The following is a 25,443-nucleotide window of genomic DNA, read 5'->3' on the forward strand; positions in this document are numbered from 1 at the left end:
GCACTGAGAACATGACCTGATCTAGCTAACATTGTATAACCATTTTTCGAGCATTTCTGGCTTAAAAGTAAATTTAATTAACCTTTTGAATCCTTTGAGGTTAGATAGCCCTATGGTGAAGGAGTAGCGTTCTAGGTTTCACAATGAAACTTTCTGCAGTTATCCCCCCTATGGTTCAGTTAGCCGCTGATCTAGGCTCGTCGGCCTCCAAGCTGTTCTACCAGGTCCAATTAGATCAATGCGCTCCGATTTGGATGGGAGCGGAAGTGGCAGATGGGTTATCTTCAGTCGTTCTATCCGGGGTGAGTACCGCTGGTCGTCCTCAAGACATGGCTTGGTTAGAGTTGGATAATGATGTAGTAATGGTGGGTGAAGCGGCTAAAGCGTTCTTGGAGATGAATAGCCTGTCCGCTAAAAAGTATGAGCAGGCGGTTTATAAACTGGCGGCAGCGTTGGGGGTAATCGCCGAACTTGAACAGTTGCCCAGTCGCTATCAGGCCGTGGTCTGGCTGGCCCTACCGTTGGGTGAATTCTCGACTCAGTCAGTGATCGTGACTCGATTCAGAGATCTGTGTCAAAAGGGCTTTACCTGTCGCGGGAAATTCCAGCAGGTGGATCTGACCTTCAAGTGCTATCCCGAAGGCTTTGGCCTCTATCTCATCCGTAAGCAGCACCTGGCTCGAATCGGCGAGGTGATTGAGCAACGCCGCACCACGGTCATGATGATGGGTCACCGTAACCTGTCGCTGCTGGCCTTTGACAACGGCACACTGAACATGAACGGCACCAACTCAGATGGCCCTGGCTTTTGGTTTTTCTTTGAAAAAGGAGCACGGTCAGCTGGAGTAACCACCCCCGATTACCCTGCTTTGATGCGAGCCCTAAGTTCGGGTGACCCTCACCAGGTCGCTCCGTCCCAGGCTGGGGTGGTGGATTTCTCAGAGGCCGTTTCTGCGGTGCAAACCCTCTACCGCAAAGCTGTAATGACCTATCTGCGCGATAACCTGCTAAAGCGGATAACAGAGCATTCGGTCGATGTGGTGATTAGTGGTGGGGCCTCTCGCATGATTTACGAGCCGCTGGTGGACTTCTTTGACGACCTTCGGTCGCTGGGGCGGGTGGAGTTCATCGACGGCACCGATGCTGCCTTAACCCAGGTGGTTAGTACTCTGCCAGAATTTAGCCAGAATCCCACCCTGGCCGGTCGAATGGCGGATGGTTATGGTTTATTCTTAGGACTCATCGGCTCATCGACGCCGGTTGCCCCCTAGAGGAGACGGTCATGCCACGCAAAGCCGGGACGGGAACCAAAAGCGATCGCCAGCGCATTCAGTTTGCCTACAATGCTGACCGGGAGATGGCGATTGGGGTGGTGTTTCGCTACCTGATCGACAATCCGCTGATGTCGAGTCGCGAAGGCAAGCACAAGGGGTTAGATGCGATGTCGGCCTTCTGGAAACCGTTTGCCTACCAGGCCTGTACGGATGCTACCGAGGAAGACCTCCATGCCCTGGCGCGAGAGTCGATGGAGGCGTTGGCCCATCAGATGGCGCTGATTAGCGACACCTTTGGGGTGGAGCCGCCCAAGACGGAAAACACCCCGCAGCAGGAGCAACTGCAGGAGATGATTCAGCAGGCGGTGACTGCGGCCATGTTGAATCTGGTGGAGTCAGGAGCGATTACGATGCCTCAGAGTCACCCATCAGGTGGATCTGCCACTCCTGCTTCGCTCGAAGGAGTGGGTGTCGATGATGCCATGTTTGCCGGGTTAACCGCCTCTCCAGCTAAGTAGGATGACGATGGAACTAACTCCCAAAACTCCGGAAACTGAGGCAGGACACCAAGCCCGGCAGCAATACCTGACGCTGGCGCGAGAGGTGATTGGCGAGGAGAGCCTGGACTACACCAGACTCTATCAACAGTTTGCGGACAATGATTGGGCGGCCATCAAGCTGGATGATGCAGTAGCGCTCCAAGGCCTCAAGGCGGGGCTTACCCCAAAAGAGGTGGCGGTGCTGTTGCTTCAGAGCCCGTACATTCAGCACCAGATCCATCACAATCGCGTACCGGCTGCGCCGATGACGCAGTATGCCAAGGGAACGGTGATTAAGATGCTGCAGCAGTTGCGGGTGACGCCGTCGGCTCAGCAGCAGGTGTCCAGACCCAGACCGCAGCAGCAACCGGGGATGGAGTTGGACTAGGACAGCTTTGATTTCAGCTGTTCTAACCATTTCTATCCACAGAGTTTTTCAAATCAGGTTCTACCCACCCTTCAGGAATTGTGTCCCAGTACGTTAGTCAGGAGTTGGAGTGATGCAGCTCTTTGTCAATAAGCGTCAGGCTTCCGAATGCTTGAGCCTGAGTGATTCGACGTTGAAAAAGTATCGGCTCAATGGCGAGTGGATTGAGGGCGTCCATTGGGTCAGGATTAATAGTCGCTGTGTGCGCCATAACCTGGATCTGCTCAAGGATTGGGTGCAGAATCGGGGTAACCCAAATGCTCACCTGAAGGCCATCCAGACCTATCAGCAAGGACTTTTGAGCAATCAGCAGCGAAAACGATAGTAGTTTTGGTGCTGAATTAGGAGTCGGCTTGGAGCCTGGTTCCGGAAATGCTGCGAAGCTTTGGATGGGGCTATGGTGCAGGAACGAATGCACCCGAGATGGATGGGAAGCAGTACACTTGTTCAGTACTGTGAGTTAGTGCGTTATGGTCCACATCATTCGCCAAAGAGCGGAACCTGAGCAGATGCGTCAGATGCTGGAGGCGTTGGGAATTTACATTATGTTGAAAGCCTCATCCTGGCTGGAGGAGGCGAATTGCACGCCGATTGCGAGATAGTTCTGCTAGAGGATGGCAGCCAGCAGCGCTATGTCTGGGGGGCAGATTGGTATCCGCTCAGCCAGACGGTGGGCTATGAGGCGCTGATCAACATTCGCCCTAGCGCCAATAACCGTTCGATGACGATTCAAGATTCTGGTTTGCGGGATGATATCCGTCAGCTAGTGCAGTCTCTGTTGGGCGACGTTCAATGGCCATAAACTGGGACATTCTCAAGGCGCAGTACCTCCAGGCTAGCCAGGCGACTCAGTTCGACAGTCTGGCGCTGAACTTGACGCGCATTCAGGTTCTGGCTCGCAGTTGTACCCAGGAGTCAGTGGCCCAGCACCTGGTTAGGGAAAGTCAGTTCTTTATTGAGTGGGCGGTGCTTGGCATTAATCTGGAAACCGACATCGCCTTTGCCAGTGATTTAGTTGACCTGCAACGGTTGCTGAGTCGATGGAAGCTGGGCTGGTCTGAGTTGTGGGCCAATGAGGCTAAGCGTCAGGAGATGGCGGTGCTGGCTCAGCAGTGGTGCGACCGCATTCACGGCCAGGGGGAGTTATTGGCCAGTTAAGGGCGATCGCAGCCCAATCAGCGCGACAAAAGTTGCAACTGATCTTCTGTCAGCGTCACCCCCTGGCGATCGAGATAATTGCGCAGGTTAATCTGAATAAACAAGTCTTTCAGTTCTGAAGCAATATCCGATGGAGGCGCACCAGCTAAAGCTCTGGCTATTAACTTCTCCGCCAAGGACAACTCGCCACACTCGACGGCTAGGGTGGCTGCACTACGGTGCAAGACAGAGCGGGTCGGCTCAGCCGTCACATCATTAGCTACCATGTCCGCTGCCTCGGCTTCTAATTCCAACGCTTGCCGCAGCAGATCCTGAACCTGGGACGTATCTCCGCGCAGCCTTTTTAGGTCGGCCTGCTCGGCCAAATCCATCGCTTGCCGGTGAAGGTCTTGAACCTGACTCATTGCTCCACAACCCAAGCTAAAGGCTGACTAAACTCAATGACCGCAACGTAGGCTAGTGAGAGGTCGTCGACGGCCTGTACCTGTCCCCCTTTCAGTGTAACTCTGGAGCGAACCTGCCGCCGTTCGCCCCGACGAATGCCGGACACCTCCAGTCGAGCAGATTTCTCAAAGGGCAATTCAGCTGAATCGGACACATTCCCCAACCAATAATCAAAGCCGGTTCCCCGACGAGAGCGCTCCACAACCGTGAAGCTGGTAAGTCGCTGGATCAAAATCAGTGCAACACCATAAGCCCCTTGCTCAGTGGTGTAATCCTGATCATTCCAGCAGCGACGCATTTGATCGGTGACCTGGGGCCACAAGAGTACAAAGGCGTCGGAAAAGCTGCCTTCTACCTCAAGGGCAACGCCAGGCTGATGCCCCTGCTCACTGAGGCAAATTGCCCCGGCTTCTGCGAGGGCGGCTCCAAAAGCCGGGGTGATAGCCGGTAAGCCCTTCTCCAATTCAGAAAGGTTCAATATAGATTGTGATTCGGGTAACTGAGGCATTTTGGGGGCTTAGCCTAGCTGAAGCCTTATAATCCTACCCCTTGCGCAGCAAATTACTGATGACCACTCGATTGACAGTCAAGTGCTCTACCACTATCGAAGGGGCGATCTTTGAAGTGAACCCTTAGATTCGGACAGTAGATCAAGGGAATTAAGAGATCTACTCTTTTATATCATGCTTTTTCTTTTGTTGTTCATTCCATTTTTGTTCGTATTCTTTCCCCGCGCCATTGGCGGCGACCACTTTCGATCGCACTACCGGACCATGCCGCTGGTACAGCAGGGAGCCTTTGCCTGGAGCGGCAATGCCATGTATGTCTTTGCCTTTCTGGGCCTGTGGGCGATCGCTCTGTTGATCGGGTCTCAGGCGGCCCTGGCGGTGGCCCTGTTTCAACACGCCTACGTCTGGGTGCACTTCTACTGCACAGAAGCCCCGGATATGGACCTGTTGTATGGTCAGGATTAGGCATTGCCCACCGTTGGGGAAACTCCTTTCAACCGCCGATCCGAACCTCGCCATTGCCCTGGCTAGCCTTGATTTCTGATAGATCATGGGGCCAGAATAGATCTATAGCCACGGTGAACCCTGCCCCTATGACCGCTACCACTCCTCACTTTCGCTCTCCGGTCTCCGCCGATCGCCCGGCGGATCTACGCTCTGAACTGGCGGTCGATGTGGCCATTGTCGGCGGCGGCATTGTGGGGCTGACTCTGGCGGCAACGCTGGCCCCCAGCGGCCTGCAGGTGGCGGTGATCGAAGCCCAAACGGCGGCGGGGGCCGCTTCCCGGCAGCGGGCCTACGCCTTTTCACTGACCTCAGCCGATATTTTTAAGGGCCTGGGGCTGTGGCCCCAGATCGGGCCGCACATTTGCCACTTTGACAAAGTGCAGCTCTCCGACGGGGACTACGGTCGGGTGGTGCAGTTTTTACCCACCGACCTGGGCACCGATGCCGTGTATTACGGGGCCGAGCACGGGGTGCTAATGGCCGCGCTGCAAGGGGCGATCGCCGCTGCTCCCAACATTCACTACCTCTGCTCGGCCAGCCTGGGCGCAACCTTCTCATTGCCCACAATTTTCATGATTCCGTAGGAATTTAGAGCTACCCTCCCTCTTTGGAAGGGTTCGAGTCGAAAACCATCCCTCTCGCAAGTTGTCTAAAAGGGCCTTCCCTTTTCGTCGCGCTGCCGCTTGAGGGCCTCTTCGTACCACTCCAGCTCGTCTAAAAAGGAACCCAGGCGTTTGATCAATGACTCATCCTGGGCCTTGCCATCGGCGTCGATCGCCTCGGTAATCTTTGAGATCGCAAACATCGACGAAATGGTGGGCATACCCATCTCCCCCAGCATCACCCGCAGGTGCACAGCGGCCCGCACCCCGCCAAATCCCCCCACCGAGTACGACACAATCCCCGCCGGGCGAAAGTAGTACTCTTCCAGAAAGTGATCCATCAAATTGCTCAGCCCCGGCTGAACAGAGTGGTTGTATTCGCCCGTTACCACCACAAACCCATCGGCGCTACGAATGTGCTCAGCCAGTTCCTCCATTTTGACTGGAACCTGACCAGGCTCGTGCTCTTTGTACATGCGATCGAGCAGGCCAAAGTCGTACTCCAGGGCATCAGCAAAGATAGCATTGTGGCCTCGCTGGGCCAGTTGATTGAAGGACTGCGAGGCTTTTTTTGCAATCTCTAATTTCATCGTCAATTGGCCCACCAATCGCTCCAGCTCGGCAATCCGTTGTTGGTCAGCCTCATGGCCTGAATCGGCCTCAAATATCGTGGTCGCGTGATCTAAAAATTCCTTTCGCCAGCGATTAAGCACGCTGGAATGGAGTTTGTGGCTTCGGCAAATCTCGGCTGACGTTTTCTCTCCCATTAGCATTTGCAACACCACTTTGGCCTTAAATTCAGCTGTGTACTGTCGTCGGTTTGCGCTCATAGTTGCCCCCTCCTGTGGAACAAGGATACTGCTCTTAGCCTTGTGTCCGAAAATCGGGGGTCACTTCAATGTCCTCCTTTGCCTACCTCAAAACCCTGCCCGTGGACTACCTCAAAATCGACGGCGGCTTTGTCAAAGACATCCTCGAAGACCAGGTTGACCACGCTATGGTCAAAGCCATCAGCACCATCGGTGGCGTCATGGGCCTCAAAACCATCGCTGAGTATGTCGAAAACACCGCCATTTTCGATTGCATCACCGCCCTCGGCGTAGACTTTGCCCAGGGCTACGGCCTGGGCCACCCCCAACCGCTAATCTGCACTGGCACCCCACGGTGACGCTATTTCCACTATCTCAATAGCCTAGACGTCAAGGGTTTAAGCATGTCCCACATTTTGGGGCGTCGCGCCCAGCGGGTGGTGAAGCAAAACATTGTCTTTGCCCTCGGTTTTGTGGTGGGTTTGCTCGGGCTCAATTTTGCCGGAAATATCACGCTGCCCTTTGGGGTATTGGGCCATGAAGGCTCAACGGTGATGGTCACCCTGAGCGGATTACGGCTGTTGCGGGGGTAAAACCCTCGGCAACGCTGAGACGGCCCCATTGCTAAGCCACTGCCCCTGGGCGCTATGGAAGGCGATCGCCCCTCTTTCCCAGTCGATAATTCAAAACTTAGAGGTACCACAGTGGCTTCAGTCACCCATCTCTAGCGCATAACTTGAAGTGAACCCTTAGATTCGGACAGTAGATCAAGGGAATTAAGAGATCTACTCTTTTATATCATGCTTTTTCTTTTGTTGTTCATTCCATTTTTGTTCGTATTGGCGATCGCTCTGTTGATCGGGTCTCAGGCGGCCCTGGCGGTGGCCCTGTTTCAACACGCCTACGTCTGGGTGCACTTCTACTGCACAGAAGCCCCGGATATGGACCTGTTGTATGGTCAGGATTAGGCATTGCCCACCGTTGGGGAAACTCCTTTCAACCGCCGATCCGAACCTCGCCATTGCCCTGGCTAGCCTTGATTTCTGATAGATCATGGGGCCAGAATAGATCTATAGCCACGGTGAACCCTGCCCCTATGACCGCTACCACTCCTCACTTTCGCTCTCCGGTCTCCGCCGATCGCCCGGCGGATCTACGCTCTGAACTGGCGGTCGATGTGGCCATTGTCGGCGGCGGCATTGTGGGGCTGACTCTGGCGGCAACGCTGGCCCCCAGCGGCCTGCAGGTGGCGGTGATCGAAGCCCAAACGGCGGCGGGGGCCGCTTCCCGGCAGCGGGCCTACGCCTTTTCACTGACCTCAGCCGATATTTTTAAGGGCCTGGGGCTGTGGCCCCAGATCGGGCCGCACATTTGCCACTTTGACAAAGTGCAGCTCTCCGACGGGGACTACGGTCGGGTGGTGCAGTTTTTACCCACCGACCTGGGCACCGATGCCGTGTATTACGGGGCCGAGCACGGGGTGCTAATGGCCGCGCTGCAAGGGGCGATCGCCGCTGCTCCCAACATTCACTACCTCTGCTCGGCCAGCCTGGGCGCAACCTTCTCATTGCCCACAATTTTCATGATTCCGTAGGAATTTAGAGCTACCCTCCCTCTTTGGAAGGGTTCGAGTCGAAAACCATCCCTCTCGCAAGTTGTCTAAAAGGGCCTTCCCTTTTCGTCGCGCTGCCGCTTGAGGGCCTCTTCGTACCACTCCAGCTCGTCTAAAAAGGAACCCAGGCGTTTGATCAATGACTCATCCTGGGCCTTGCCATCGGCGTCGATCGCCTCGGTAATCTTTGAGATCGCAAACATCGACGAAATGGTGGGCATACCCATCTCCCCCAGCATCACCCGCAGGTGCACAGCGGCCCGCACCCCGCCAAATCCCCCCACCGAGTACGACACAATCCCCGCCGGGCGAAAGTAGTACTCTTCCAGAAAGTGATCCATCAAATTGCTCAGCCCCGGCTGAACAGAGTGGTTGTATTCGCCCGTTACCACCACAAACCCATCGGCGCTACGAATGTGCTCAGCCAGTTCCTCCATTTTGACTGGAACCTGACCAGGCTCGTGCTCTTTGTACATGCGATCGAGCAGGCCAAAGTCGTACTCCAGGGCATCAGCAAAGATAGCATTGTGGCCTCGCTGGGCCAGTTGATTGAAGGACTGCGAGGCTTTTTTTGCAATCTCTAATTTCATCGTCAATTGGCCCACCAATCGCTCCAGCTCGGCAATCCGTTGTTGGTCAGCCTCATGGCCTGAATCGGCCTCAAATATCGTGGTCGCGTGATCTAAAAATTCCTTTCGCCAGCGATTAAGCACGCTGGAATGGAGTTTGTGGCTTCGGCAAATCTCGGCTGACGTTTTCTCTCCCATTAGCATTTGCAACACCACTTTGGCCTTAAATTCAGCTGTGTACTGTCGTCGGTTTGCGCTCATAGTTGCCCCCTCCTGTGGAACAAGGATACTGCTCTTAGCCTTGTGTCCGAAAATCGGGGGTCACTTCAGGTCTTGCCTGCCCCCGCTACTCCCTGCCAGGCCATCACGTTATCCGGCGTGGTTGCTGCGATCTCCACCGCGTTTTGCTGCTCCGGGTTCAGGGAATGGCTAAGCAGGCTGTCCACCTGGGTACTGCTGGGGACAATCGGTACCACCTGCCCCTGTCCTTGCTGCATCAGGCGGATGGTGTCGAGTTCCAGATTCAGCGCCGTTTGGGTTGTGAATTTGCCGTCGGCGACCCGGATGAGTTCAGGGCTGTTGGCGATCGCTCCCTCAATCGCCTCAAACCCCTGCACCCCTAACTCGTGCTCAAACACAAAGCGCTCCAGCGTCGTCCGCCGAAACACCGACTCCCGTTCCCCACAGTGCTGGATTGCCGCGTCAATTACTGAAGTAGCCGATGGCTGATCGCCAATTGCTGGGGTACTGCCTTCTGGCAGCTCCGGCAGTTCTAGCCCCTTGAGCTGAATTAGCGCATTCCACCCCCGCTGTAGCAATCCCTCGTCCACCTCCTTGGGCTTCCGCTTCCGTGACACCAACGTCGCTGTCTCCCGCATGGCCCAGTTGTTCTCAGAGCCGGTCGTCTCCCACTTCTCAATCAGCTTCAGGATTTGTTGTCTGCGGGTCGAAAAGGCCTTTAGCAACTCTGGCGAATATCCCGCCAGTTCAAACTGCCCATGGGCTTTGGGCTCAATCTGGTACCCCTGCTGCCTCAAGGCTACGGCTAGCTCATTCTGGTAAATCTGGCCCAGGAGCTTTTGGTTGGCGATCGCCCCCTCATTGCTTAAACTAAACCACCGTCCATCGGCCAACTGCGTCGCATTCATCACCACACAATGGCTGTGCAGCTGCGGCTCCGCCTCCCGACTGGTGGAATGAGTAAACACTGCTGCGGCGATATTCCCCGTCGTCACCTTCGCCCGTCCGGCCTCGGTTGAAACCCTCGTCTGGGCGTAGCGCTCCTCCAAAACTGATAGTGTCTTCGCCACCGCCTGATGATGCGCCTCCAACACCCGCTCGTCCTGCTGCACCAAAGCCGCAATGCTGACACTCTTGGGGGCGCTAAAGGTAAAGTCTGTCGCCGCCCGCCGCTTTTCTGGGTTAACCACTTTCCCCGTCAGCGATCGCCCATCGGGAGCCTGCGCGGATAGCATTTGGCTGAATTCCTGCTGATTGACAACCCCAGCCAACCCCAACGACGCAGCCCCCTTTCCCACCCACTTCGTCGGGTGAGCCGCTTCTTCCGCCGAGTAATAGTCCTCGTGGGTGTAATAGGTCTCCGCCTGAGCCGCAGAGAGGTTGCTCGTGGAAAGCATGGAGAAGCTGGGTTAAAAAGATGACGCCACCCTGGAGCGAAAGCGATAGCGTCTTCAAAAGCGGTAGAAACCCTAGGGGGAGGGCCGTTGCCCGGTTTTTGCCAAAACCTTGGCGTACTGTGTGGCCTCTCCGCGAAGCCCCCGATAGGGGCGCAGCATCCTGATACAACAAATTATATTCCACTCAGTCAGCATTGCGGGCATCAATCCCAAAGGGTCACATTCTCTCTTGTTTGGATTCGCGCTTTTCACAAAGTTTCGCAAAGTTGCACGGTTTTAGCTGATTTAATGCTGATAATTGGGTCAGTGATTAGGTAATGTCCTATGAATTCTCATGCTCCGATGCTTTTATTGGCCTGTGACCTGGGTAAGTCGGGCGGCAAGTTCTTCTACAAGCTGCTCCACGGGCAAACCCATGCCCTGTGGATGGAGGCGGAAGTAGCCCAACGCGAAGCCGCTGGGGTCGAATCGATCAGCCCTGGAGGCCGTCCGCAAGATTGTGCTTGGTACAGGGATGGAGAGGTGTTGACGTTTGTGGGCAAGGCAGCTCAGCGGTTTCTCGACTACAACAGTTTCAAGGAAGACAAGAGCCTGAAGGCTCCTGAACGAATTGTGGGGGCGCTGGGGGCGATCGCCAAAACCGAAAGCTTTCCAGCTCGGTTTGATGCAGTGATCTGGGTGCTGTTGCCGATTAATGAATTGGCCACCCGTCAGCAGATCGCGTCTCGACTAACGACCTTGGCTCAAGGATTCCGATTTCAAGATGAGGTAGAGTATCGAGTCAATCTAACGCTCAGCTTCCGCCCCGAGGGCTATGGCATCTACGTCCAGCGCAAAGCTCAGCTTCAGCAATCTGGGGTATCCATTGCCCAGCGCACCACCTGGATTGAGATGCTGGGACACCGCAATGGCACTCAGTTGGCCTTTGAAACGGGGACACTGAACTCAGCCAAATCCACCTCCAAGTTTCCTGGCTTTTGGGAGTCCTTTGAGAAGGCGGCTAATGCGGTGGGGGTGTCAGTGACAGAATACGACGTGCTGCTGAGGGCGCTGGAGACAGGGCAAGCGCAGCAGTATTCGGTGGCCAAAGGAACGGCAGTTGATTTCTCGGCGGCGATCGCCCAGGTGGAAGCGGCGTATCTGGCCAGTTTAGAATCCCACTTTACCGATCACCTGCTGCCGAGTCTGGCCACTGGCAAGGGGGATGTGGTGTTAGCGGGCGGGGCCGCTTACCTGATGCGAGAACCGTTGCGGCAGTTCTTTGAAGAGCGTGGGTTTGCGCTCCGCCTCTCGTTTGCCTGGGAGCATCAAGAAGCGTTGACTCAACTGGTCAAAGCTCAACTGCCAGAAGCGGTGGAAATGCCCTCACTGCCGATGCGGATGACCGATGGCTTTGGTCTGTTCCAGGCGCTGCTTGGCGATGTGAACCGGATGCGGGTGGCGTCATGAGTCAGGACGGACAAACCCATTCGGATCGGGTCAAGTTTATCTATAACGCCCAGTTCCCGGCGGCGACAGCGGTGGTGCTGAATTACCTGCTAAACAATCCGCACTTCACCGGTCGTCAGGGCCGACAGCAGGGGATGGATGCCATGATGGCGTTCTACCGTCCCCTAGCGGAGGAGTTCCACGGCGAGCTATCGGTCTCGGAGATTCAAGAAATGGCGCGGCATTGTGTGGAGCGACTGGCGAAGCAGATTGCTGATTTGTGCGATCGCTACCACATTACCAATCCAACGGCTAACAGCCCTACTGCACCCGCTGGAGACTTCAGCCGTCTGGAAGCTGTTCTTGAACAGTGCCTGTCCAGGATTGCTGATGCCTTGCAGTCTGGTGCGCCAATTCCTCGGGCTACGGCTGCGCCTAACCTTGAGCAAGGAGTAGATATGGATGGTAGTGAACTGGGGGACTTGGCCCAGGTGCTTAGCAGCACCGGCCCATCCAGCAGTAACTAAAGCAAGGGTGGCATCTACCTATTTTTCTTCATGTCCATGGCCTGCTATGCCCGCTCTATCGTAGTGTTGGTAATGAGCCAGCCAAAGATGCTATGGCTTACACCGCCAAGTCAGCAAGGTTAGCTGCTTGCTCGAGAAGGCCAGCTGAGTTCGTTGGCTTAGCTGGCTTTTGCGCTCACAATATCAAGCTGGCGCATTTGCAGAACCCCGATCGCCATTCCTTGGGCAGCCGTGTTGGCTAGGGTTTGCCAGTCATCCTGGGTCAAAATATCGCCCAGCATTGCGATCGCCTCTGAGCGCACCGATTGTTGGTCAAAAGCCAGATTTTGCTCTGGACCAGCGAGTAGCCTCTTGGCCCAGTCCTGTTGTTCTGGGCTGAGGTGCTGGAGACGGTGGCGAATGAGCCGACGCGCTTCTGTGTAGGTGGTCTCAAAACTCAGGCCCAGCTCCCACGATTCCATCCAGGTGCGAAGTACTGAGAACAGAGTAGATTGCAGTTTGACCATCTGAAGCTGCTCTATCGTAGGTGCGCCCAGGCGAGCGGCATACTCTCGCAAGGTCAAACCAGCTTCGACTCTGCCGCCACAATCCGCTTCAGCCTGGGCCGATTCCTTGAGCCAGTCTTCGCTAGCGCATAGATCCATTAGGTTGCCGGTCTGGGCGAATTGTTCTGCTAGTCTGCGCTCATCCATAGGAAGAATCTGGATTATTGAACCGTTCATTGCCGCATCGCGCCGTACTCGAAGTATACCAAGCCCTCTTTTTCTGGGTCAGCCCCATAGTCCGGCATTTGCAGACGGTGGTAAAACGCTTCCGATTCGGGCAGGGCATGGAGTCCCACTCGGCCTCCGTAGCCCAGTTCCAGGCTGCGTTGGCGGGCAAATAACAAGAGCGACCGCCCTACACCCTGGAAAAAAGGCGGCTGCTCCAGACTGCTCCGATTCCACGGGGCAGAGGCTAGGGCTTCCACATAAACCAGACGGGAGGATGGCTGCACCTGCGATCGGTGCCATTGGGTTTCAAGGAACATGAGCCCTTGGGTCAGTTCCTCGGCTTCCAGCGCATAGGCCTCATAGCGGCCCTCCTGTTCTGACTGGCGGCGCTTGTAGTCCCATAACCACCCTGCATCGGGCTGGTCTGTCACATCCAGAATGCCTTGCCAGGTGGATTGAAAGTCATCCTGATGACGCTGCTGCATGGTACAAATCAGCCCACTGACGACTTGCCCCTGGCCACTGAGGATCTGTACGGGACGTTGAATCATCAATCACAGGCACCCACAATTTCCAATCATCATAGAGTCCTCCAACCAGGTTGCCGTGGGTTGAAAGCTAACTCACATGACAAAAGGTTAACGGTCAAGAATTTCTATGAAAGGTACGAGTCCAATAGAGAGGTGCCTGGCAGCCACCACTTCTACGGCTTGCCAAACCTCAAACCAAGAATCCTTAGTTAGTTCAAAAAAATCCTGACTCTGAAAGCCTTGCCCAGCAAGCTTTTCGAGCTACGAGTTACTGTCTTACAAGCATGAACTCGAACTCGATATGACCTCTGTAGCCAAACCACGCTTAGTAAACAACCATCCTCCGATACAGGATAGTTGGCCACAAAAAGTAGTTCATATTTAGTTCACGCTTTTTGCTGAGGGCTGAAACGTATGGGCGATACTGGACTCGAACCAGTGACATCCTGCTTGTAAGGCAGGCGCTCTACCAACTGAGCTAATCGCCCGTGCTGCATTTGCAGTTTTACATCTTAGCAGAGGATAGGGCAGTTTTAGAAACTCAAAATTGATTTCCCCTACATGATCCCAATTTTGAATCGGGGTTTTCCCATGGGGATTTTAAATCAGTGGTCAATTCTCAGGCTATCTCGGCTCTACTATGGGTTTCCGATGGGTTGCTAGCGGCTAATGCTGTTGTTGATGGGTACTGGCGACAAAGCCTGCCCAAGAGCGACGCAACGGGTTCTCGGGGGCAGGCGGTAGAACGAACACGCGTCTATCGTTCCATCGCCTCCAGGGCTTTGGGCACCGCCTCGGTGAGCACCTCGCAGCCCGTTTCGGTTACCAATACATCGTCTTCAATGCGAATGCCGATACCTCGCCAGCGATCGTCAATGGCAGGCTGCCCTTCGACGGGTTCATAGGTGGGGGAAATGTAAATTCCCGGTTCAACGGTAACCACATTGCCCACTTCAAAAGGTTTCCAGGTTTTGTCGGGGTTGCGGAGGATGCCTGCATCGTGGACGTCTAGGCCCAGAAAGTGGCCGGTGCCGTGCATGAAGAAAGCTTTGTGCTTTTTCTCTTCGATCAGGGTGTCGATATCGCCCGCTAGCAGGCCCAGGTCCACCAGCCCTGCGGTGATGGTGCGGGTGGCAGCGTCGTGGAACTCGTTGAAGGGGGCACCGGGCTTGACGGCGGCGATCGCACGCTCCTGCGCCTCCAGCACCAGTTCGTACAAAATCCGCTGCTCGTCGCTGAATCGCCCCCCCACGGGGAAGGTGCGGGTGATGTCGGCGTTGTAGTAGTCCACCGCGCAGCCCGCATCGATTAGCAGCAAATCGCCATCCTGCATCTGGCAGTTGTTTTCCACGTAATGCAGGATGCAGGCGTTGGCCCCCGCCGCCACGATCGAGGTGTAGGCAGGCCCCATCGCCCCCTCCAGGCGAAAGATGTGCTCCATCTCCGCCTGAATTTCGTACTCATAGCGACCGGGCCGGGCGATCTCAAGGGCGTGGTTGTGGGCCTTGGCAGCGATCGCGATCGCCCGCCGCAGCGCATCCAGCTCCTCCGCAGACTTCACCCGACGCAGGGTCTGCATCATCAGCGTGGCATCTTCGATCGCCACTGGGCCGGTGCCGCGCTTGTAGTAGGTAGCCAATAGCCGTTGCCAGTGCTTCAGAATCCGCTGATTTAGCGCCTCGTCGTGGCCAAAGCGAAAGTAGAGGCGATCGGCCTTTTCCAGGTACTTGGGCAGGTGCTCGTCCAGTTCGGCAATGGGGTAAACCTGATCGGCCCCCAACTGCTCCTTTGCTTTTTCCACCCCCAGCCGGTAGCCCGACCAGGTCTCCTTTTCCGGGTCCTTGGGCCGCACAAACAGCACAAACCGGTGCTCGTCATGGTGGGGAGCCAGCACTGCCACCGCCCCCGGCTCATTAAACCCCGTCAGGTAGTAAAAATTGCTGTCCTGGCGAAAGGGGTAGTCGACATCGTTGTGCATCACCACCGGGGGGGCGCTGGCAAAGACAGCGGTACCGTGGCCAATGAGGTCCATGACACGCTGACGACGATGGGCATAGGGAGTGGGCATGGGTGGAAGGGTAGGGGGTAGGGGGTGGATGGGTGGAAGGGTGGATGCAAAGAGCGATGCAGTTAATCCACTCTTCCCTCTTACCGTTCTAACGCGCCTCAGGCCCTTGGATACTGGTAGACCTGAATCCGCATACCCTGGCTGGGCAAGTCGTTGGGCCGCACCGTTAGCGCCCCCTGCCCCGCCCGAGTCACCGGGGTACCCGGCATGAGGGCCAGGAAGTTGTCCACCGGGTCAAGTTCGCAGCTTGCCCCGGCCACGGTGGTCAGGTAGTGGGTGGGAATCACAATTTTGGGTCGCAGCACCTGTACGGCCTGTACCGCTTCGGCAGCATCAAAAGCCTTGGGACCACCGCCCACGGGCACCAGCATGATGTCGGGACGACCCAGCAGAATCTGCTCTTCTACCCGCAGGGGCGCAGCGGCACCGCCCATGTGGACGATATTCACCCCGCCCTGGGCCCACCGCCAGACCGTATTGTTGCCGAAGTGTCGCCCCCCCTGGCGATCGTGGGGGGTGAGAATGCCTTGAATACGAAGGTTTTCAAAGTCGTAGACACCGGGGTCAGTCAGCACGCGAGGCTCGCCGGGCAGTTCATTGAGGTAGCCCTCATCAAACAGGCGGCTGCTGATCATCACAATGTCGGCGGGTTGGGCTGGGGAAGGAAACCCCGCGGTACAGCCGATTCGCCGAAAGGGGTTAACCAAAATGCGTCGCCCGCCGCCGGTAAACAGGAAGGACGTATGGCCCAGGCTGCGGATTGTGACTCCTGTGGTTTGGGCCTGGGCCTGGTCGATCATCCCCATTCCCAGGCTGGCCCCTAACCCGGCTCCGGCATAACCCAGTAGTTTTCGCCGTTTCATGACTTGCTTACTCCCACACGATAGCTCTGGCTCAATAAGTTTAGACCGGGAACCGTCGATATTGCCCGAAATTTAGGCCAGCCCCGCGATCGGCCCTGCCCATCCCGTAAGGTGCATTCGCGGCTTTACATCCTCTGGCAGAAGCGACCCACCTATGCCTTAAAGCCGCAATACACCTTCACGCACTGCGGACGGTGCATTGCGGCCCAGGCCCAGGGTTATTGGTTCCATCGAGTCCCCAGGCCGCGAATGTACCCTACACGATCTGGGGCGTGCGCTCGGAGCTGGCCTTACCGCCGACGATCGCCCCATCGACCCCGTAGTCTTCGGCCACCAGCCGGGCCGTCATTTTGGCGGACATCATCACGCTGGGGGTGCCCGCACCGGGCTGGGTACCGGCCCCGACCAGGTATAGCCCGTTGATGTCTTCGCTGCGGTTGTGGGGCCGGAAAAAGGCCGACTGCACCAGCAGCGGTTCCAGGCCAAAGGCATTGCCCACGTAGGCATCGAGGGTGCCCTCGAAGTAGTCGGGGGTGATGTAGCTGTGGCACACCAGCCGCTCACGCAGGTTGGGCAGGTAGCCGCGCTCTTCGAGGAAGTCGAAGACGATATCACGCAGGCGATCGCCCATTTCGTTCCAGTCGATGCCCGACTTGTTGTTGGGCATGGGCAGCAGGGTGTAGGCGGCGTGGTGACCGGGCGGGGCCAAAGACGGGTCCGTGAGGCTGGGCAGGTGAACGTACTGGGAGAAATCCTTAGGAAAGATCTTGCGGCCAAAGATATCCTTCAACAGCTCCTCGTAGCGGGGGCCAAGGATGATGGTGTGGTGGCAGAGTTTGTCGGTCTCGTTGCCGTCGGCCTTGAAGCCAAAGTAGATCACAAACACCGACATCGACTGCTGAGACAGCTTCACCCGCAGGTCGCTGTTCCAGAAGCGGTACTGGGGTTCGATCAGCTTGCCGTAGGTGGTGGCCCAGTCGGCATTGGAAACCACAGCGTCGGCGTTCAGCACCGTGCCATCCTTCAGGGTGACCCCCGTGGCTACCTTTTTGCCCTCCCTACGGGTGACGTTGATCTGGGTCGCCGGAGCGTTGTACCGAATCTGGCCGCCCAGGTCCTGGAATTTTTTCACGAACCCCTGCACCAGCGCCCCAGTGCCGCCCATGGCAAAGTGGATGCCCCAGGTTTTCTCCACAAAGTGGATCATGGCGTAGATGGCGGGCACCGACAGGGGGTTGCCCCCCACCAGCAGCGGCTCAAAGGTGAACACCTGACGCAGTTTGTCGCTCTTGAAGTAGCGGCTGCTGAAGCGAAACAGATTGCGCACCGCATCCAGCTTTAGCAAATCGGGGGCGACTTTGAGCATGGTGACTGGGTCGCCAAAGTGGGTGTAGCCCAGCTCCAAAAAGCCCCGCTCGAAGATGGCGCGGGACTGCTCGTGGAAGCGCTTGTAGCCCTCCAGGTCACCGGGTTCCCCCAGGGCGAGGATTTGCTCGCGGGTGTGGGCATCGTCGCCGTCGTAGTCAAAAAAGGTGCCGTCGTCGAAGTAGATGCGGTAGAAGGGCAGGATGGGGACAATTTTGACGTAGCGGCTGGTGTTAGGGCCTCCGGAAACCCCTTCCTTGATCCGCTTGTTCTCATCGACGATGGTGGAGGGGAAGTCTTCGGAGAGCAGGTTGGCGCGATCGCGCTCCAGCGAGAATAGCTCTTCAATAAAGTGGGGCACCGTAATCACCGTCGGCCCCATGTCGAAGGTAAAGCCCTGCTCGCGGCGCACGTAGGCCCGCCCGCCGGGAGCATCCAGCGCCTCGACGATGGTGGTGTCAAACCCCAGGCTTTGCAGGCGAATGCCCATGGCCAGCCCGCCGACACCCGCCCCGATCACGATCGCCTGTTTGCGGCCCATGCTTGACTCCTGAGAGGTCTGTTACAAACGTTAATAACTTGTTCGTATTCTACTACTGCTGGTCAACCTCGCGCTGCAAATAGGCGGGCTACCTCGCACGCAAAGCCTGGCAGTAGGTCTGAGGTAAGGGTGTCTTGGGCCAAAAGGGTTTTGGTCAAAGTTAATTGAGCCTGCTCACGACGGTAGATCTCGATGCGCTTAGCGGTGCGATCGACGATCCAGTATTCCTGCACGCCCTGAATTGAGTAGAGTTTGAGCTTGGCGGTACGGTCTCGTTCTTCGTTCACTTTGCCGGGCGATAACACTTCTACAACTAATTCTGGAGCTCCTTGAAAGTGACCCGCCTCGTCTTGAATTTGGGCAATGCGCTCGGTGCTGGCCCACACCACATCGGGAGAAACATTGTCTGAGTCTGAAAAAATCAGCCCCGGCATGATAGACGCCTCACCCTGCCCCGAGGCGAATGCCCAGTTATCCAAGGCCGCAAAAATACGGCCAGCTAGCTGCTGATGCTTGTGGTGAGGTGACCTGGTCACAAACAGTTCTCCGTCGATGATCTCGTAGCGGACCCATTCATTTTCGGGTAGCGCTTCGATGTCTTTAATTGTCCAGCGGACTGGGTTTTTGGCAACGCTCATGGCGGAGAACCCCGGAGAGAGTGTGGTTCTGATCTAACTGTCTGTAGGCTGGTTTAAATGGTGGGCAATGCCCACCCTACGCGGCGACGAGCACTACATAGTGACAGGGACTGGTAGCGACAGCAGGAAGTTGCGCAGAATTTGCATGCCCGCGTCGGTGAGGATGCTTTCGGGGTGGAACTGCACCCCTTGCAGGTGGGGGTAGTCGCGGTGCTGCACGCCCATGATGGTGCCGTCCTCGACCCAGGCGGTAATCTCTAGCACGTCGGGGCAGGTGGGGCGATCGATCACCAGGCTGTGGTAGCGGGTGGCCTGGAAGGGGTTTTCCAGCCCGGCAAACACGCCCTGACCCGTGTGGAAAACGGGGGAGGTTTTACCGTGCATGAGTTCGGCGGCGCGCACTACATCGCCGCCAAACACCTGGCCAATGCTCTGGTGGCCCAGGCACACGCCCAAAATGGGAATGGTGGGGCCAAGGGTTTGAATTACCGCCAGGGAAACGCCGGAATCGTCAGGGGTGCCGGGGCCGGGGGAAATGACAATGCCGTCGGGACGAAGGGCGGCAATCTGCTCCACGGTGATTTCGTCGTTGCGAAACACGCGCAGATCGCTGGCTACGCGGAGGGTTGCCCCAAGTTCACCCAGGTACTGCACCAGGTTGTAGGTAAAGCTGTCGTAGTTGTCGATTACAAGAATCATAGGTCGAGCAGGGGAGAGGGCTAGGAAAGCTGGGACTGTAACAGCTGCCATAGGGGAGGCAGCAGCAGGCAGCCAGCTACCGATACCGAGATCAGGGCCGAGATCAGCACAGCGGCGGCGGCGCAGTCTTTCGCGATCTTAGCGAGTTCGTGGTAGGTCTGCTGCACGATCAGGTCAACCACCGATTCCAGGGCGGTGTTGATTAGCTCCAGGGTGAGCACCACGCCGCAGGTGAGAATAATCACCGCCAGCTCGACCAGGGGCAGGTTGAGAGCGATCGCCAATCCAACTGCCAAACTGCCCACCACCACGTGAATGCGAAAGTTGCGCTGGGTGCGAAAGGCGTAGGTTACTCCCTGCCAGGCATACATAAAGCTCACCAGCAGGTTGGTTGCCACCCGCCAGGACAGCGATCGGTTCACCGGGTTGAGGTTGGATTCAGGAATCGGCAGCACCGACTCAGAATTCTCGCTATACAAAGCCATAGATAAAATTAGATAGAGGCGATTGGGCAATATGCCCCTATACCGTACCGTGGAGAACGAATCAGGGCCAATTTAGCCTACTTTTTCAGACTTTAAACCAACGGTGGCGAGCAATTCGCCCTGTTTGGCGAGCATGGCCCCCAGGCTGGCGTCATCGGGGTGGTCCCATCCCAACAGGTGCAAAAAACCGTGGGCCGCCAGCCAGCCCGTCTCCCACCGCAGAGAATGCCCGGCCTCTGCGGCCTGGCGGATGGCGGTGTCGAGGGAAATGACGATGTCACCTAAGTAGAGCGGCTCTGTGGCCAGCATCTCGTCAAGCTGGGGGTAGTCGGTTTCGAGAGCGGCAAAAGACAGCACGTCGGTAGGCTGGTCAACCTGGCGAAACTCCTGGTTGAGGGCGGCGATCGCAGGATCAGTTGTCAGCCGGAGCGCCAGTTCGTAGGCCCCGATGGGTGATCCGGCCAGGGCCATGTGCTCACCCCACTGGGTAAACCAGCGCTCCCACTCCTCCGCAGACACCACATTGGCCTCCGGGTGCTCCAGGTCGAGGGCCACCTCTAGGGTGGGCACGGGGGAATTCTCAGTTGCCATAGGGGTTACCGGGTCAGGTAGGCCAGCCCGACCAGCAGGCTCAGCAGGGCCGTTACCGTCAGCGTGAAGTGGAACAGCGATTTCCCGCCTTTTCTGACCATATTGCGCATGGCCAGTTTGACAAAGCTGGGAGGGGCTGCGGCGGGTGCGGGGGTGGGCTCACCTGTGGAGGGCGACTCCAGGGTGGATTGGTCTTGGCTCATGGGATTGTCGCAGTGCTAGATAGGTTTAATGTACCGGGTTTTCTGGCTTGGTAGCGTCGAACCGATGGGGGAGAGTGACCCAGCAGGGGTAGGCAAATCCCGTTTACCCCTCCGCAAGCCCCCTGTTTTGAATCGGGTAACGCGCTGCGCTGTTACCAACGGTGATGGCTCCGAAGGGATGGCACGATCCAGATCAGGTGCTGAGCGGAGTATAGGTGGCCTGCAAGCGGCTCAGCAAATACTCCTGGGCGGTGATGGGGGGGTAGCGGGGCGGGTTGTCTGGCCCCTGGCAGGTGGGCAGACAGACGATGTCGGTGGCCGGGTCGGGTTCGCAGAAAAAGGCAATGGAATAGCGATCGCCAGCAACTGCTCCCGATTGCCGTGCTCCCGAAAGCCCCACCCGGTGTCGGGTCGAGCGAAACACGCCGTTGCTCCAGCGCTCGGTCAGGTCGCCCGTGTTGATCAGCACAGTGCCGGGGATAGCCGGAGCGGCAACCCAGTCGCCCTGGGCACTGAGCACTTCCAGACCGCCCACATCATCCTGAAACAGCAGGGTGAGGGTGCCGTAGTCCGAGTGCGCCCCGGCACGAGTTTGCCCCGGTTGGGGCAGTTGGGCCAGGGGTGGGTAGTGCAGCAGACGCAGGGTGTACCACTGGGTGGTGTGCCGGGTGGTCATGAAGTCTTCGGGCATGGCCAGAGCCAGGGCAAAGGCCCGAAAGATATTTGCGGCCGCGACGGCACAGGCGTCAAAAAACTCCGTCAGCGTGGCCCGAAAGGTGTCGTGTCCCACCGGCCAGCGGTTCTCAACCCAGGTTACGCCCAGGCGGGTTGCCTGCTCTGGGCTGAGTTCCCGACCCAGGTTGTAGGCCTCTTTGAGATCGCCGGGCTGGGTTTCGTCCAGTCGTTCGCGCTCCAGGCCAATGTAGCCGCGATTGCTGGACTCGCTCGACCAGGCGATCGCGGTTTTCTCGGCCAGGGGAAGGGCAAAAAACTGCCGCGACTGGGCAAAGGCGGCGGCGATCGCCGCCTCGGGAATGCCGTGGTGGCTCAGGTAGAGAAAACCCACCTCGTGGCAGGCGTGGTAGATTTCGCCCGCCACCTGAATTTTGCCCACCGGGTCATCGCTGAGAAACGGCGAAAAATCCACCAGAGGAATGTTCATCGGCAGCTCTACGGCCATGGGTAACCCCCTTAGACCCCCTGCTCCTGAAGCACCTGATTTTCCTGGCGCAGGTAGGCCTGAATGAAGGCTTCAAGATCCCCCGCCATCACGTCATCGATCGCGGTGGTTTCTACCCCAGTGCGCAGGTCTTTAACCATCTGGTAGGGGTGAAACACGTAGTTGCGAATCTGGGCTCCCCAGCTGGCTTCTACCATGTCGCCGCGAATTTCGGCGATCGCCTGGGTCTGCTGCTCCTGAGCGATAATTAGCAGCTTGGCCTTGAGGATGATCATCGCCTTTTCGCGGTTTTGCAACTGCGATCGCTCCTGGGTGCAGCGCACCGAAATTCCCGTGGGCAGGTGGGTAATGCGTACCGCCGTCTCCACCTTATTGACGTTCTGGCCCCCGGCCCCGCCGGACCTGGAAGTCTTGATCTCCAGATCTTTCTCGGGAATGTCCAGCTCAATGGTTTGATCGAGAATCGGCATCACCTCCACCCCGGCAAAGCTGGTCTGGCGCTTGCCGTTGGCGTTGAAGGGCGAGATTCGCACCAGGCGGTGGGTGCCCTTCTCGGACTTCAGGTAGCCGTAGGCGTAACGGCCCGTCACCTCCAGCGTGGCGGACTTCAGCCCCGCTTCCTCCCCCTCCGAGATCTCCACCAGATGCACCGGGTAGCCCTGGGCCTCGGCCCAGCGGGTGTACATGCGCAGCAGCATCTCGGCCCAGTCCTGGGCATCGGTGCCCCCCGCCCCGGCGTTGATGGTCAGCACCGCACCTCTTTTATCGTAGGGGCCAGCCAGCAGCTGCTGGAGTTCCCACTGGTCGAGTTCCTGGGCCAGGCGGGTAACGGTGCCCTGGGCCTCCTCAAATAGAGCTTCGTCGTTGTCCTCCTGCAGCAGCTCAAGAATGGCAGTGGTGTCATCCAGGTTGGCCTGCCAGGTGGTGAGCTGGGCCAGGTTGGCCTTGTAGTCGCTCAACTCCTGCAGGGTGTCCTGGGCCTGGTTCTGGTCATCCCAAAAGTCGGGCTGGGCCGCTAGCTGTTCCAGGTCCTGAATTTTGGCTTCTAGGGCAGGGATGTCAAAGGTAGTCCTGGGTTTTACCCAGGCGATCGGTGAGCGTCTCAAGCTCACGCTTGAGGTCGGTGGTGTCTAGCATGGCGTGCGGTGGTGAACTGGAAGATCACTATAGCGAATCTTGGAGCATTGCTTCCGCTGAACCATGCAGACCCCTGGGTTTTTCAAAAACCCAGGGGTCTAGGTGCCTACACCGCCAGGTGCTGACTCACCGCCTGCACAATGTGCTGAGTCCAGCGATCGACCAGGCCTCCGTCGATCGCCTCCACCATTACCCGCAGGACGGGCTCAGTGCCCGAGGGTCGCACCAGCACCCGACCCTCGCTGCCCATGGCCTGCTCGGCGGCGGTTACGGCCTGGTACACCGGGGCGCAGTCCTGCCAGTGGAGACGGCGATCGCGATCCATGACCCGGACGTTGTGCAGTTTTTGCGGATAGGTCGTAAAGCTGTCGTCCACCAGGGCCGCCAGCGACCCGCCTAGGGTTTGCACCAGCGTCGCCAGGTGCAGCGCCGTCAGAATGCCGTCCCCGGTGAGGCTGTAGTGGTGGCAGAGAATGTGGCCCGACTGCTCACCGCCCAGCTTTGCCCCTCGACTCACCATCTCGCTATGCACGTGCTGGTCGCCCACCCGGGTGCGAACCAGAGTACCGCCCAGCTTTTCCCAGGCCCGCTCAAAGCCCAGGTTGGCCATCACCGTGGAGATTACGGTGTGGTCGGGCAGACGGCCCTGGCTTTGGAGGTGCTTGCCCCAGATGTAGAGAATATAGTCGCCATCGACCACGCGGCCCTGGGCATCGATCGCCATTACCCGGTCGGCGTCGCCGTCGAAGGCAAAGCCCAGGTCGGCGCCGTGGGCGGCCACGGCCACCTTGAGCGGTTCTAAGTGGGTGGAGCCGCAGTTGACATTGATGCGATCGCCGTCGGGGGCACCGTGGAGCGCAATCACCTCGGCCCCGGCCTCCACAAATACCTGCTCCGCCAGGCGGGTGGCCGATCCCCAGGCCATATCCAGCACCACCTTCATGCCCGCCAGATCGAGTCCGGGCTGGAGGGGTTCGTGCAAAAAGCTGGCGTAGCGGTTGACCAGTTCGGGCCGATAGTAGCACTGGCCCCAGGCCGCAGAGGTTGACTCCAGCCCGGTCGTCTGGCCCCGCAGCGCCGCTTCAATAGTGGTCTGCACCGAGCTGGCCAGCTTGGTGCCGTCGCCGCCAAAAAACTTGATGCCGTTGTCGGCGGGGGGGTTGTGGCTGGCCGAAATCATAATGCCGCCCAGGGCCTGGCAGGACTCAGCCAGATAGGCTACGGTGGGGGTAGGACAGAGCCCAATGTGCCACACATCGATGCCGGCGGAGGTCAAGCCGGCGGAGAGGGCAGTGGCCAGCATGTGGCCCGAAGTGCGCGAATCCTGGCCTAAAATAACCGGCTTGTCCGTCAGCCCCTGGGACTGCATCACCCGCCCGGCCCAGTAGCCAATCTCCATCGCCAGGGGAGCAGTGAGCAGGTCGCCCGCTTTACCACGAATGCCGTCGGTACCAAACAGGGGACCCGGTGGTAGCGGCAACCTGGGCAACCCTGAAACCAACGAATCAGAACTTAACGAGCTTATGTCGGAGGGGCTGTCGCCGCCGTCCTGCTGCTGTTCCAGGGGACCTAGGCCGGTAGGCCTAACGGGGGAACTTACCATGTTAATTTTCCTCACACCTCACACTCACAGTGGAGGATAGCACCTCTGCCCTAGGATGGAACTATCCCTCTAGACCAGTTCTGCCCACCACAATGGCTGTCGATACCTCTACCGAAAGTGTTGATCCCCGCCTACTCGACGGCATTGAGCTGTTCAATCGAGGTGACTACTACCGCTGCCACGATGTGCTAGAAGCGATCTGGATGGAGGCCAGCACCCAGGAAAAGCCGTTTTACCAGGGCATTCTGCAAATTGCCGTGGGGCTTTACCACCTGGGCAACCACAACTGGCAGGGGGCTTCTATTCTGTTGGGGGAGGGGGTCAACCGGCTGCGGCCCTTCGAGCCTGCCTACGCCGGAGTAGATGTGGCCCGCCTGGTGGACTGCGGCTGGGCCTGGCTGACGGCACTGCACCACACCGGACCCGATCGCGTGGCGGAGATAGCGGCGGCTATCCCCCTGGCCCAGGCCAAACCCGGGGCTAGGGTTGACCCCGATGCGATGGTGGCGATCGCTGGAACCGAGGATCCCCTGCCTGCGCTCTGTATAGACATCCCTACAGAATAGATATCCCCACAGATAGATAAACGCTTCTAGATAAATATTTCCCCAGAGCTAGGGGCTGTTAACATAACGCCCAAACATAGCTGCCAAACGCCCAAAAATTAAGGGTTGCAGCCCCTACCCCGTCGTTTGGGTTGGGCTAGCAAAGCTTGGCGAACCGAGCCTTTGACCACAGTTTTGACCACAGTTGATGAATATGCCCCAGGAATGCCTCAGGCCTGT

Annotated in this window: 33 protein-coding genes, 1 tRNA gene and 2 pseudogenes; 15 read left to right on the top strand and 21 right to left on the bottom strand. The window is 57.7% G+C overall.

Annotated elements, in window-relative coordinates; genetic code table 11:
- The first annotated feature begins 170 nt into the window (after window positions 1-170).
- The 6 genes from NF78_RS00740 to NF78_RS00765 all read left to right on the top strand — a co-directional run bounded on the left by NF78_RS00740 (window position 171) and on the right by NF78_RS00765 (window position 3,398).
- Window positions 171-1,271, top strand: a complete 1,101-nt coding sequence (locus tag NF78_RS00740; protein ID WP_156119580.1) for a hypothetical protein — start codon at window positions 171-173, stop codon at window positions 1,269-1,271.
- 11 nt (window positions 1,272-1,282) lie between these two features.
- On the top strand, window positions 1,283-1,792 hold the full coding sequence (locus NF78_RS00745) for a hypothetical protein (protein WP_035984356.1): 510 nt from the start codon (window positions 1,283-1,285) through the stop codon (window positions 1,790-1,792).
- A gap of 7 nt (window positions 1,793-1,799) precedes the next feature.
- The gene (locus tag NF78_RS00750) at window positions 1,800-2,201 is read left to right on the top strand and encodes a hypothetical protein (RefSeq protein ID WP_156119581.1); all 402 of its coding nucleotides are present in this window, start codon (window positions 1,800-1,802) and stop codon (window positions 2,199-2,201) included.
- 112 nt (window positions 2,202-2,313) lie between these two features.
- Window positions 2,314-2,565, top strand: coding sequence for a hypothetical protein (locus NF78_RS28760; RefSeq protein ID WP_072015933.1), 252 nt, complete (start codon window positions 2,314-2,316; stop codon window positions 2,563-2,565).
- A 255-nt stretch (window positions 2,566-2,820) separates the two neighbouring features.
- Entirely contained in the window at window positions 2,821-3,042 is a 222-nt protein-coding gene (locus NF78_RS00760) for a DUF5674 family protein (protein WP_263970521.1), read from the top strand.
- Complete coding sequence (locus NF78_RS00765; protein ID WP_035984360.1) at window positions 3,033-3,398, top strand: hypothetical protein; 366 nt, start codon at window positions 3,033-3,035, stop codon at window positions 3,396-3,398. Before NF78_RS00760 ends, NF78_RS00765 begins: the two co-directional genes overlap by 10 nt.
- A gap of 17 nt (window positions 3,399-3,415) precedes the next feature.
- Here the strand turns inward: NF78_RS00765 and NF78_RS00770 are convergent, their stop codons facing one another.
- Together NF78_RS00770 and NF78_RS00775 are read right to left on the bottom strand one after the other, a co-directional pair.
- Window positions 3,416-3,802, bottom strand: coding sequence for a hypothetical protein (locus tag NF78_RS00770; protein WP_035984362.1), 387 nt, complete (start codon window positions 3,800-3,802; stop codon window positions 3,416-3,418).
- Window positions 3,799-4,350, bottom strand: coding sequence for a hypothetical protein (locus NF78_RS00775; RefSeq protein WP_035984363.1), 552 nt, complete (start codon window positions 4,348-4,350; stop codon window positions 3,799-3,801). The genes NF78_RS00770 and NF78_RS00775 overlap by 4 nt, the downstream gene beginning before the upstream one ends.
- A 175-nt stretch (window positions 4,351-4,525) precedes the next feature.
- Between NF78_RS00775 and NF78_RS00780 the strand changes: the two genes are divergently transcribed.
- On the top strand, window positions 4,526-4,816 hold the full coding sequence (locus tag NF78_RS00780) for a methyltransferase (protein ID WP_052049498.1): 291 nt from the start codon (window positions 4,526-4,528) through the stop codon (window positions 4,814-4,816).
- Window positions 4,817-4,944: 128 nt separating this feature from the next.
- Complete coding sequence (locus NF78_RS00785) at window positions 4,945-5,442, top strand: FAD-dependent oxidoreductase (RefSeq protein WP_225885192.1); 498 nt, start codon at window positions 4,945-4,947, stop codon at window positions 5,440-5,442.
- A 65-nt stretch (window positions 5,443-5,507) separates the two neighbouring features.
- Here NF78_RS00785 and NF78_RS00790 read toward each other — a convergent pair whose 3' ends face one another.
- Together NF78_RS00790 and NF78_RS32070 are read right to left on the bottom strand one after the other, a co-directional pair.
- On the bottom strand, window positions 5,508-6,050 hold the full coding sequence (locus tag NF78_RS00790; protein ID WP_052050579.1) for an NADPH-dependent FMN reductase: 543 nt from the start codon (window positions 6,048-6,050) through the stop codon (window positions 5,508-5,510).
- A pseudogene (locus tag NF78_RS32070) lies at window positions 6,024-6,290 on the bottom strand (transposase); the annotation flags it as partial. The gene NF78_RS00790 and the pseudogene NF78_RS32070, both read right to left, overlap by 27 nt.
- A gap of 68 nt (window positions 6,291-6,358) precedes the next feature.
- Between NF78_RS32070 and NF78_RS00795 the strand changes: the two are divergent.
- The 4 genes from NF78_RS00795 (at window position 6,359) to NF78_RS00805 (ending at window position 7,863) form a co-directional block, all read left to right on the top strand.
- Window positions 6,359-6,628 carry an EAL domain-containing protein gene (locus NF78_RS00795; RefSeq protein WP_035984364.1) on the top strand — a complete coding sequence of 90 codons (270 nt, stop codon included), beginning with the start codon at window positions 6,359-6,361 and terminating at the stop codon, window positions 6,626-6,628.
- Window positions 6,629-6,673: 45 nt separating this feature from the next.
- On the top strand, window positions 6,674-6,862 hold the full coding sequence (locus NF78_RS00800; protein ID WP_035984366.1) for a hypothetical protein: 189 nt from the start codon (window positions 6,674-6,676) through the stop codon (window positions 6,860-6,862).
- A 207-nt stretch (window positions 6,863-7,069) separates the two neighbouring features.
- Window positions 7,070-7,237 (top strand): hypothetical protein, encoded by a 168-nt coding sequence (locus NF78_RS30640; protein WP_156119582.1) that lies wholly within the window; start codon window positions 7,070-7,072, stop codon window positions 7,235-7,237.
- A gap of 128 nt (window positions 7,238-7,365) precedes the next feature.
- Complete coding sequence (locus NF78_RS00805; RefSeq protein ID WP_225885192.1) at window positions 7,366-7,863, top strand: FAD-dependent oxidoreductase; 498 nt, start codon at window positions 7,366-7,368, stop codon at window positions 7,861-7,863.
- 65 nt (window positions 7,864-7,928) lie between these two features.
- Here NF78_RS00805 and NF78_RS00810 read toward each other — a convergent pair whose 3' ends face one another.
- From NF78_RS00810 to mobF, 3 genes and pseudogenes are all read right to left on the bottom strand, one after another.
- A complete protein-coding gene (locus NF78_RS00810) occupies window positions 7,929-8,471 on the bottom strand; it encodes an NADPH-dependent FMN reductase (protein ID WP_052050579.1) in 543 nt (180 codons plus the stop codon).
- Window positions 8,445-8,711, bottom strand: a pseudogene (locus NF78_RS32075) (transposase); the annotation flags it as partial. The pseudogene NF78_RS32075 and the gene NF78_RS00810, both read right to left, overlap by 27 nt.
- Before the next feature lie 65 nt (window positions 8,712-8,776).
- Complete coding sequence (gene mobF, locus NF78_RS00815; RefSeq protein WP_035984368.1) at window positions 8,777-10,087, bottom strand: MobF family relaxase; 1,311 nt, start codon at window positions 10,085-10,087, stop codon at window positions 8,777-8,779.
- Between the two features lie 324 nt (window positions 10,088-10,411).
- Here mobF and NF78_RS00820 point away from each other — a divergent pair, with 324 nt between their 5' ends.
- Window positions 10,412-11,536, top strand: coding sequence for a hypothetical protein (locus NF78_RS00820; RefSeq protein ID WP_156119583.1), 1,125 nt, complete (start codon window positions 10,412-10,414; stop codon window positions 11,534-11,536).
- Window positions 11,533-12,042, top strand: a complete 510-nt coding sequence (locus NF78_RS00825) for a hypothetical protein (RefSeq protein ID WP_035984370.1) — start codon at window positions 11,533-11,535, stop codon at window positions 12,040-12,042. The genes NF78_RS00820 and NF78_RS00825 overlap by 4 nt, the downstream gene beginning before the upstream one ends.
- 158 nt (window positions 12,043-12,200) lie before the next feature.
- Here the strand turns inward: NF78_RS00825 and NF78_RS00830 are convergent, their stop codons facing one another.
- The 14 genes from NF78_RS00830 to glmM all read right to left on the bottom strand — a co-directional run bounded on the left by NF78_RS00830 (window position 12,201) and on the right by glmM (window position 24,658).
- A complete protein-coding gene (locus NF78_RS00830; RefSeq protein ID WP_072016108.1) occupies window positions 12,201-12,734 on the bottom strand; it encodes a hypothetical protein in 534 nt (177 codons plus the stop codon).
- A 26-nt stretch (window positions 12,735-12,760) separates the two neighbouring features.
- A complete protein-coding gene (locus NF78_RS00835) occupies window positions 12,761-13,306 on the bottom strand; it encodes a hypothetical protein (RefSeq protein WP_052049503.1) in 546 nt (181 codons plus the stop codon).
- Window positions 13,307-13,700: 394 nt separating this feature from the next.
- Window positions 13,701-13,773, bottom strand: a tRNA-Val gene (locus NF78_RS00840).
- Between the two features lie 269 nt (window positions 13,774-14,042).
- Complete coding sequence (locus NF78_RS00845; protein ID WP_035984372.1) at window positions 14,043-15,353, bottom strand: aminopeptidase P N-terminal domain-containing protein; 1,311 nt, start codon at window positions 15,351-15,353, stop codon at window positions 14,043-14,045.
- Between the two features lie 98 nt (window positions 15,354-15,451).
- Window positions 15,452-16,216 (bottom strand): MBL fold metallo-hydrolase, encoded by a 765-nt coding sequence (locus NF78_RS00850; protein ID WP_035984373.1) that lies wholly within the window; start codon window positions 16,214-16,216, stop codon window positions 15,452-15,454.
- Between the two features lie 256 nt (window positions 16,217-16,472).
- Entirely contained in the window at window positions 16,473-18,122 is a 1,650-nt protein-coding gene (gene crtI / locus NF78_RS00855; RefSeq protein ID WP_035984375.1) for a phytoene desaturase family protein, read from the bottom strand.
- A gap of 62 nt (window positions 18,123-18,184) precedes the next feature.
- Window positions 18,185-18,760, bottom strand: coding sequence for a Uma2 family endonuclease (locus tag NF78_RS00860; protein ID WP_035984377.1), 576 nt, complete (start codon window positions 18,758-18,760; stop codon window positions 18,185-18,187).
- A gap of 93 nt (window positions 18,761-18,853) precedes the next feature.
- Entirely contained in the window at window positions 18,854-19,459 is a 606-nt protein-coding gene (locus NF78_RS00865) for an anthranilate synthase component II (protein WP_035984378.1), read from the bottom strand.
- A gap of 20 nt (window positions 19,460-19,479) precedes the next feature.
- Window positions 19,480-19,944: a diacylglycerol kinase family protein gene (locus NF78_RS00870; protein ID WP_052049505.1), complete on the bottom strand. Its 465-nt coding sequence runs from the start codon at window positions 19,942-19,944 to the stop codon at window positions 19,480-19,482.
- A 72-nt stretch (window positions 19,945-20,016) separates the two neighbouring features.
- Window positions 20,017-20,535 carry an rRNA maturation RNase YbeY gene (ybeY, locus tag NF78_RS00875; RefSeq protein ID WP_035984379.1) on the bottom strand — a complete coding sequence of 173 codons (519 nt, stop codon included), beginning with the start codon at window positions 20,533-20,535 and terminating at the stop codon, window positions 20,017-20,019.
- 5 nt (window positions 20,536-20,540) lie between these two features.
- Window positions 20,541-20,738: a DUF3285 domain-containing protein gene (locus NF78_RS00880; RefSeq protein WP_035984381.1), complete on the bottom strand. Its 198-nt coding sequence runs from the start codon at window positions 20,736-20,738 to the stop codon at window positions 20,541-20,543.
- 193 nt (window positions 20,739-20,931) lie between these two features.
- Window positions 20,932-21,918, bottom strand: a complete 987-nt coding sequence (locus NF78_RS00885) for an isopenicillin N synthase family dioxygenase (RefSeq protein ID WP_197064725.1) — start codon at window positions 21,916-21,918, stop codon at window positions 20,932-20,934.
- An 11-nt stretch (window positions 21,919-21,929) separates the two neighbouring features.
- Window positions 21,930-23,055 (bottom strand): peptide chain release factor 2 gene (prfB, locus tag NF78_RS00890; protein ID WP_156119584.1). Its coding sequence is split into 2 segments (ribosomal slippage): window positions 21,930-22,979 and window positions 22,981-23,055, totalling 1,125 coding nucleotides; the frame shifts between segments, so codons are not numbered across the junction.
- A gap of 106 nt (window positions 23,056-23,161) precedes the next feature.
- Window positions 23,162-24,658, bottom strand: a complete 1,497-nt coding sequence (gene glmM, locus NF78_RS00895; RefSeq protein ID WP_081972450.1) for a phosphoglucosamine mutase — start codon at window positions 24,656-24,658, stop codon at window positions 23,162-23,164.
- A 92-nt stretch (window positions 24,659-24,750) separates the two neighbouring features.
- Here glmM and NF78_RS00900 point away from each other — a divergent pair, with 92 nt between their 5' ends.
- Window positions 24,751-25,224 carry a DUF309 domain-containing protein gene (locus tag NF78_RS00900; protein ID WP_035984384.1) on the top strand — a complete coding sequence of 158 codons (474 nt, stop codon included), beginning with the start codon at window positions 24,751-24,753 and terminating at the stop codon, window positions 25,222-25,224.
- The last annotated feature ends 219 nt before the right edge of the window (window positions 25,225-25,443 follow it).

The sequence above is a fragment of the Leptolyngbya sp. KIOST-1 genome (assembly GCF_000763385.1).
GTDB lineage: Bacteria > Cyanobacteriota > Cyanobacteriia > Phormidesmidales > Phormidesmidaceae > Nodosilinea.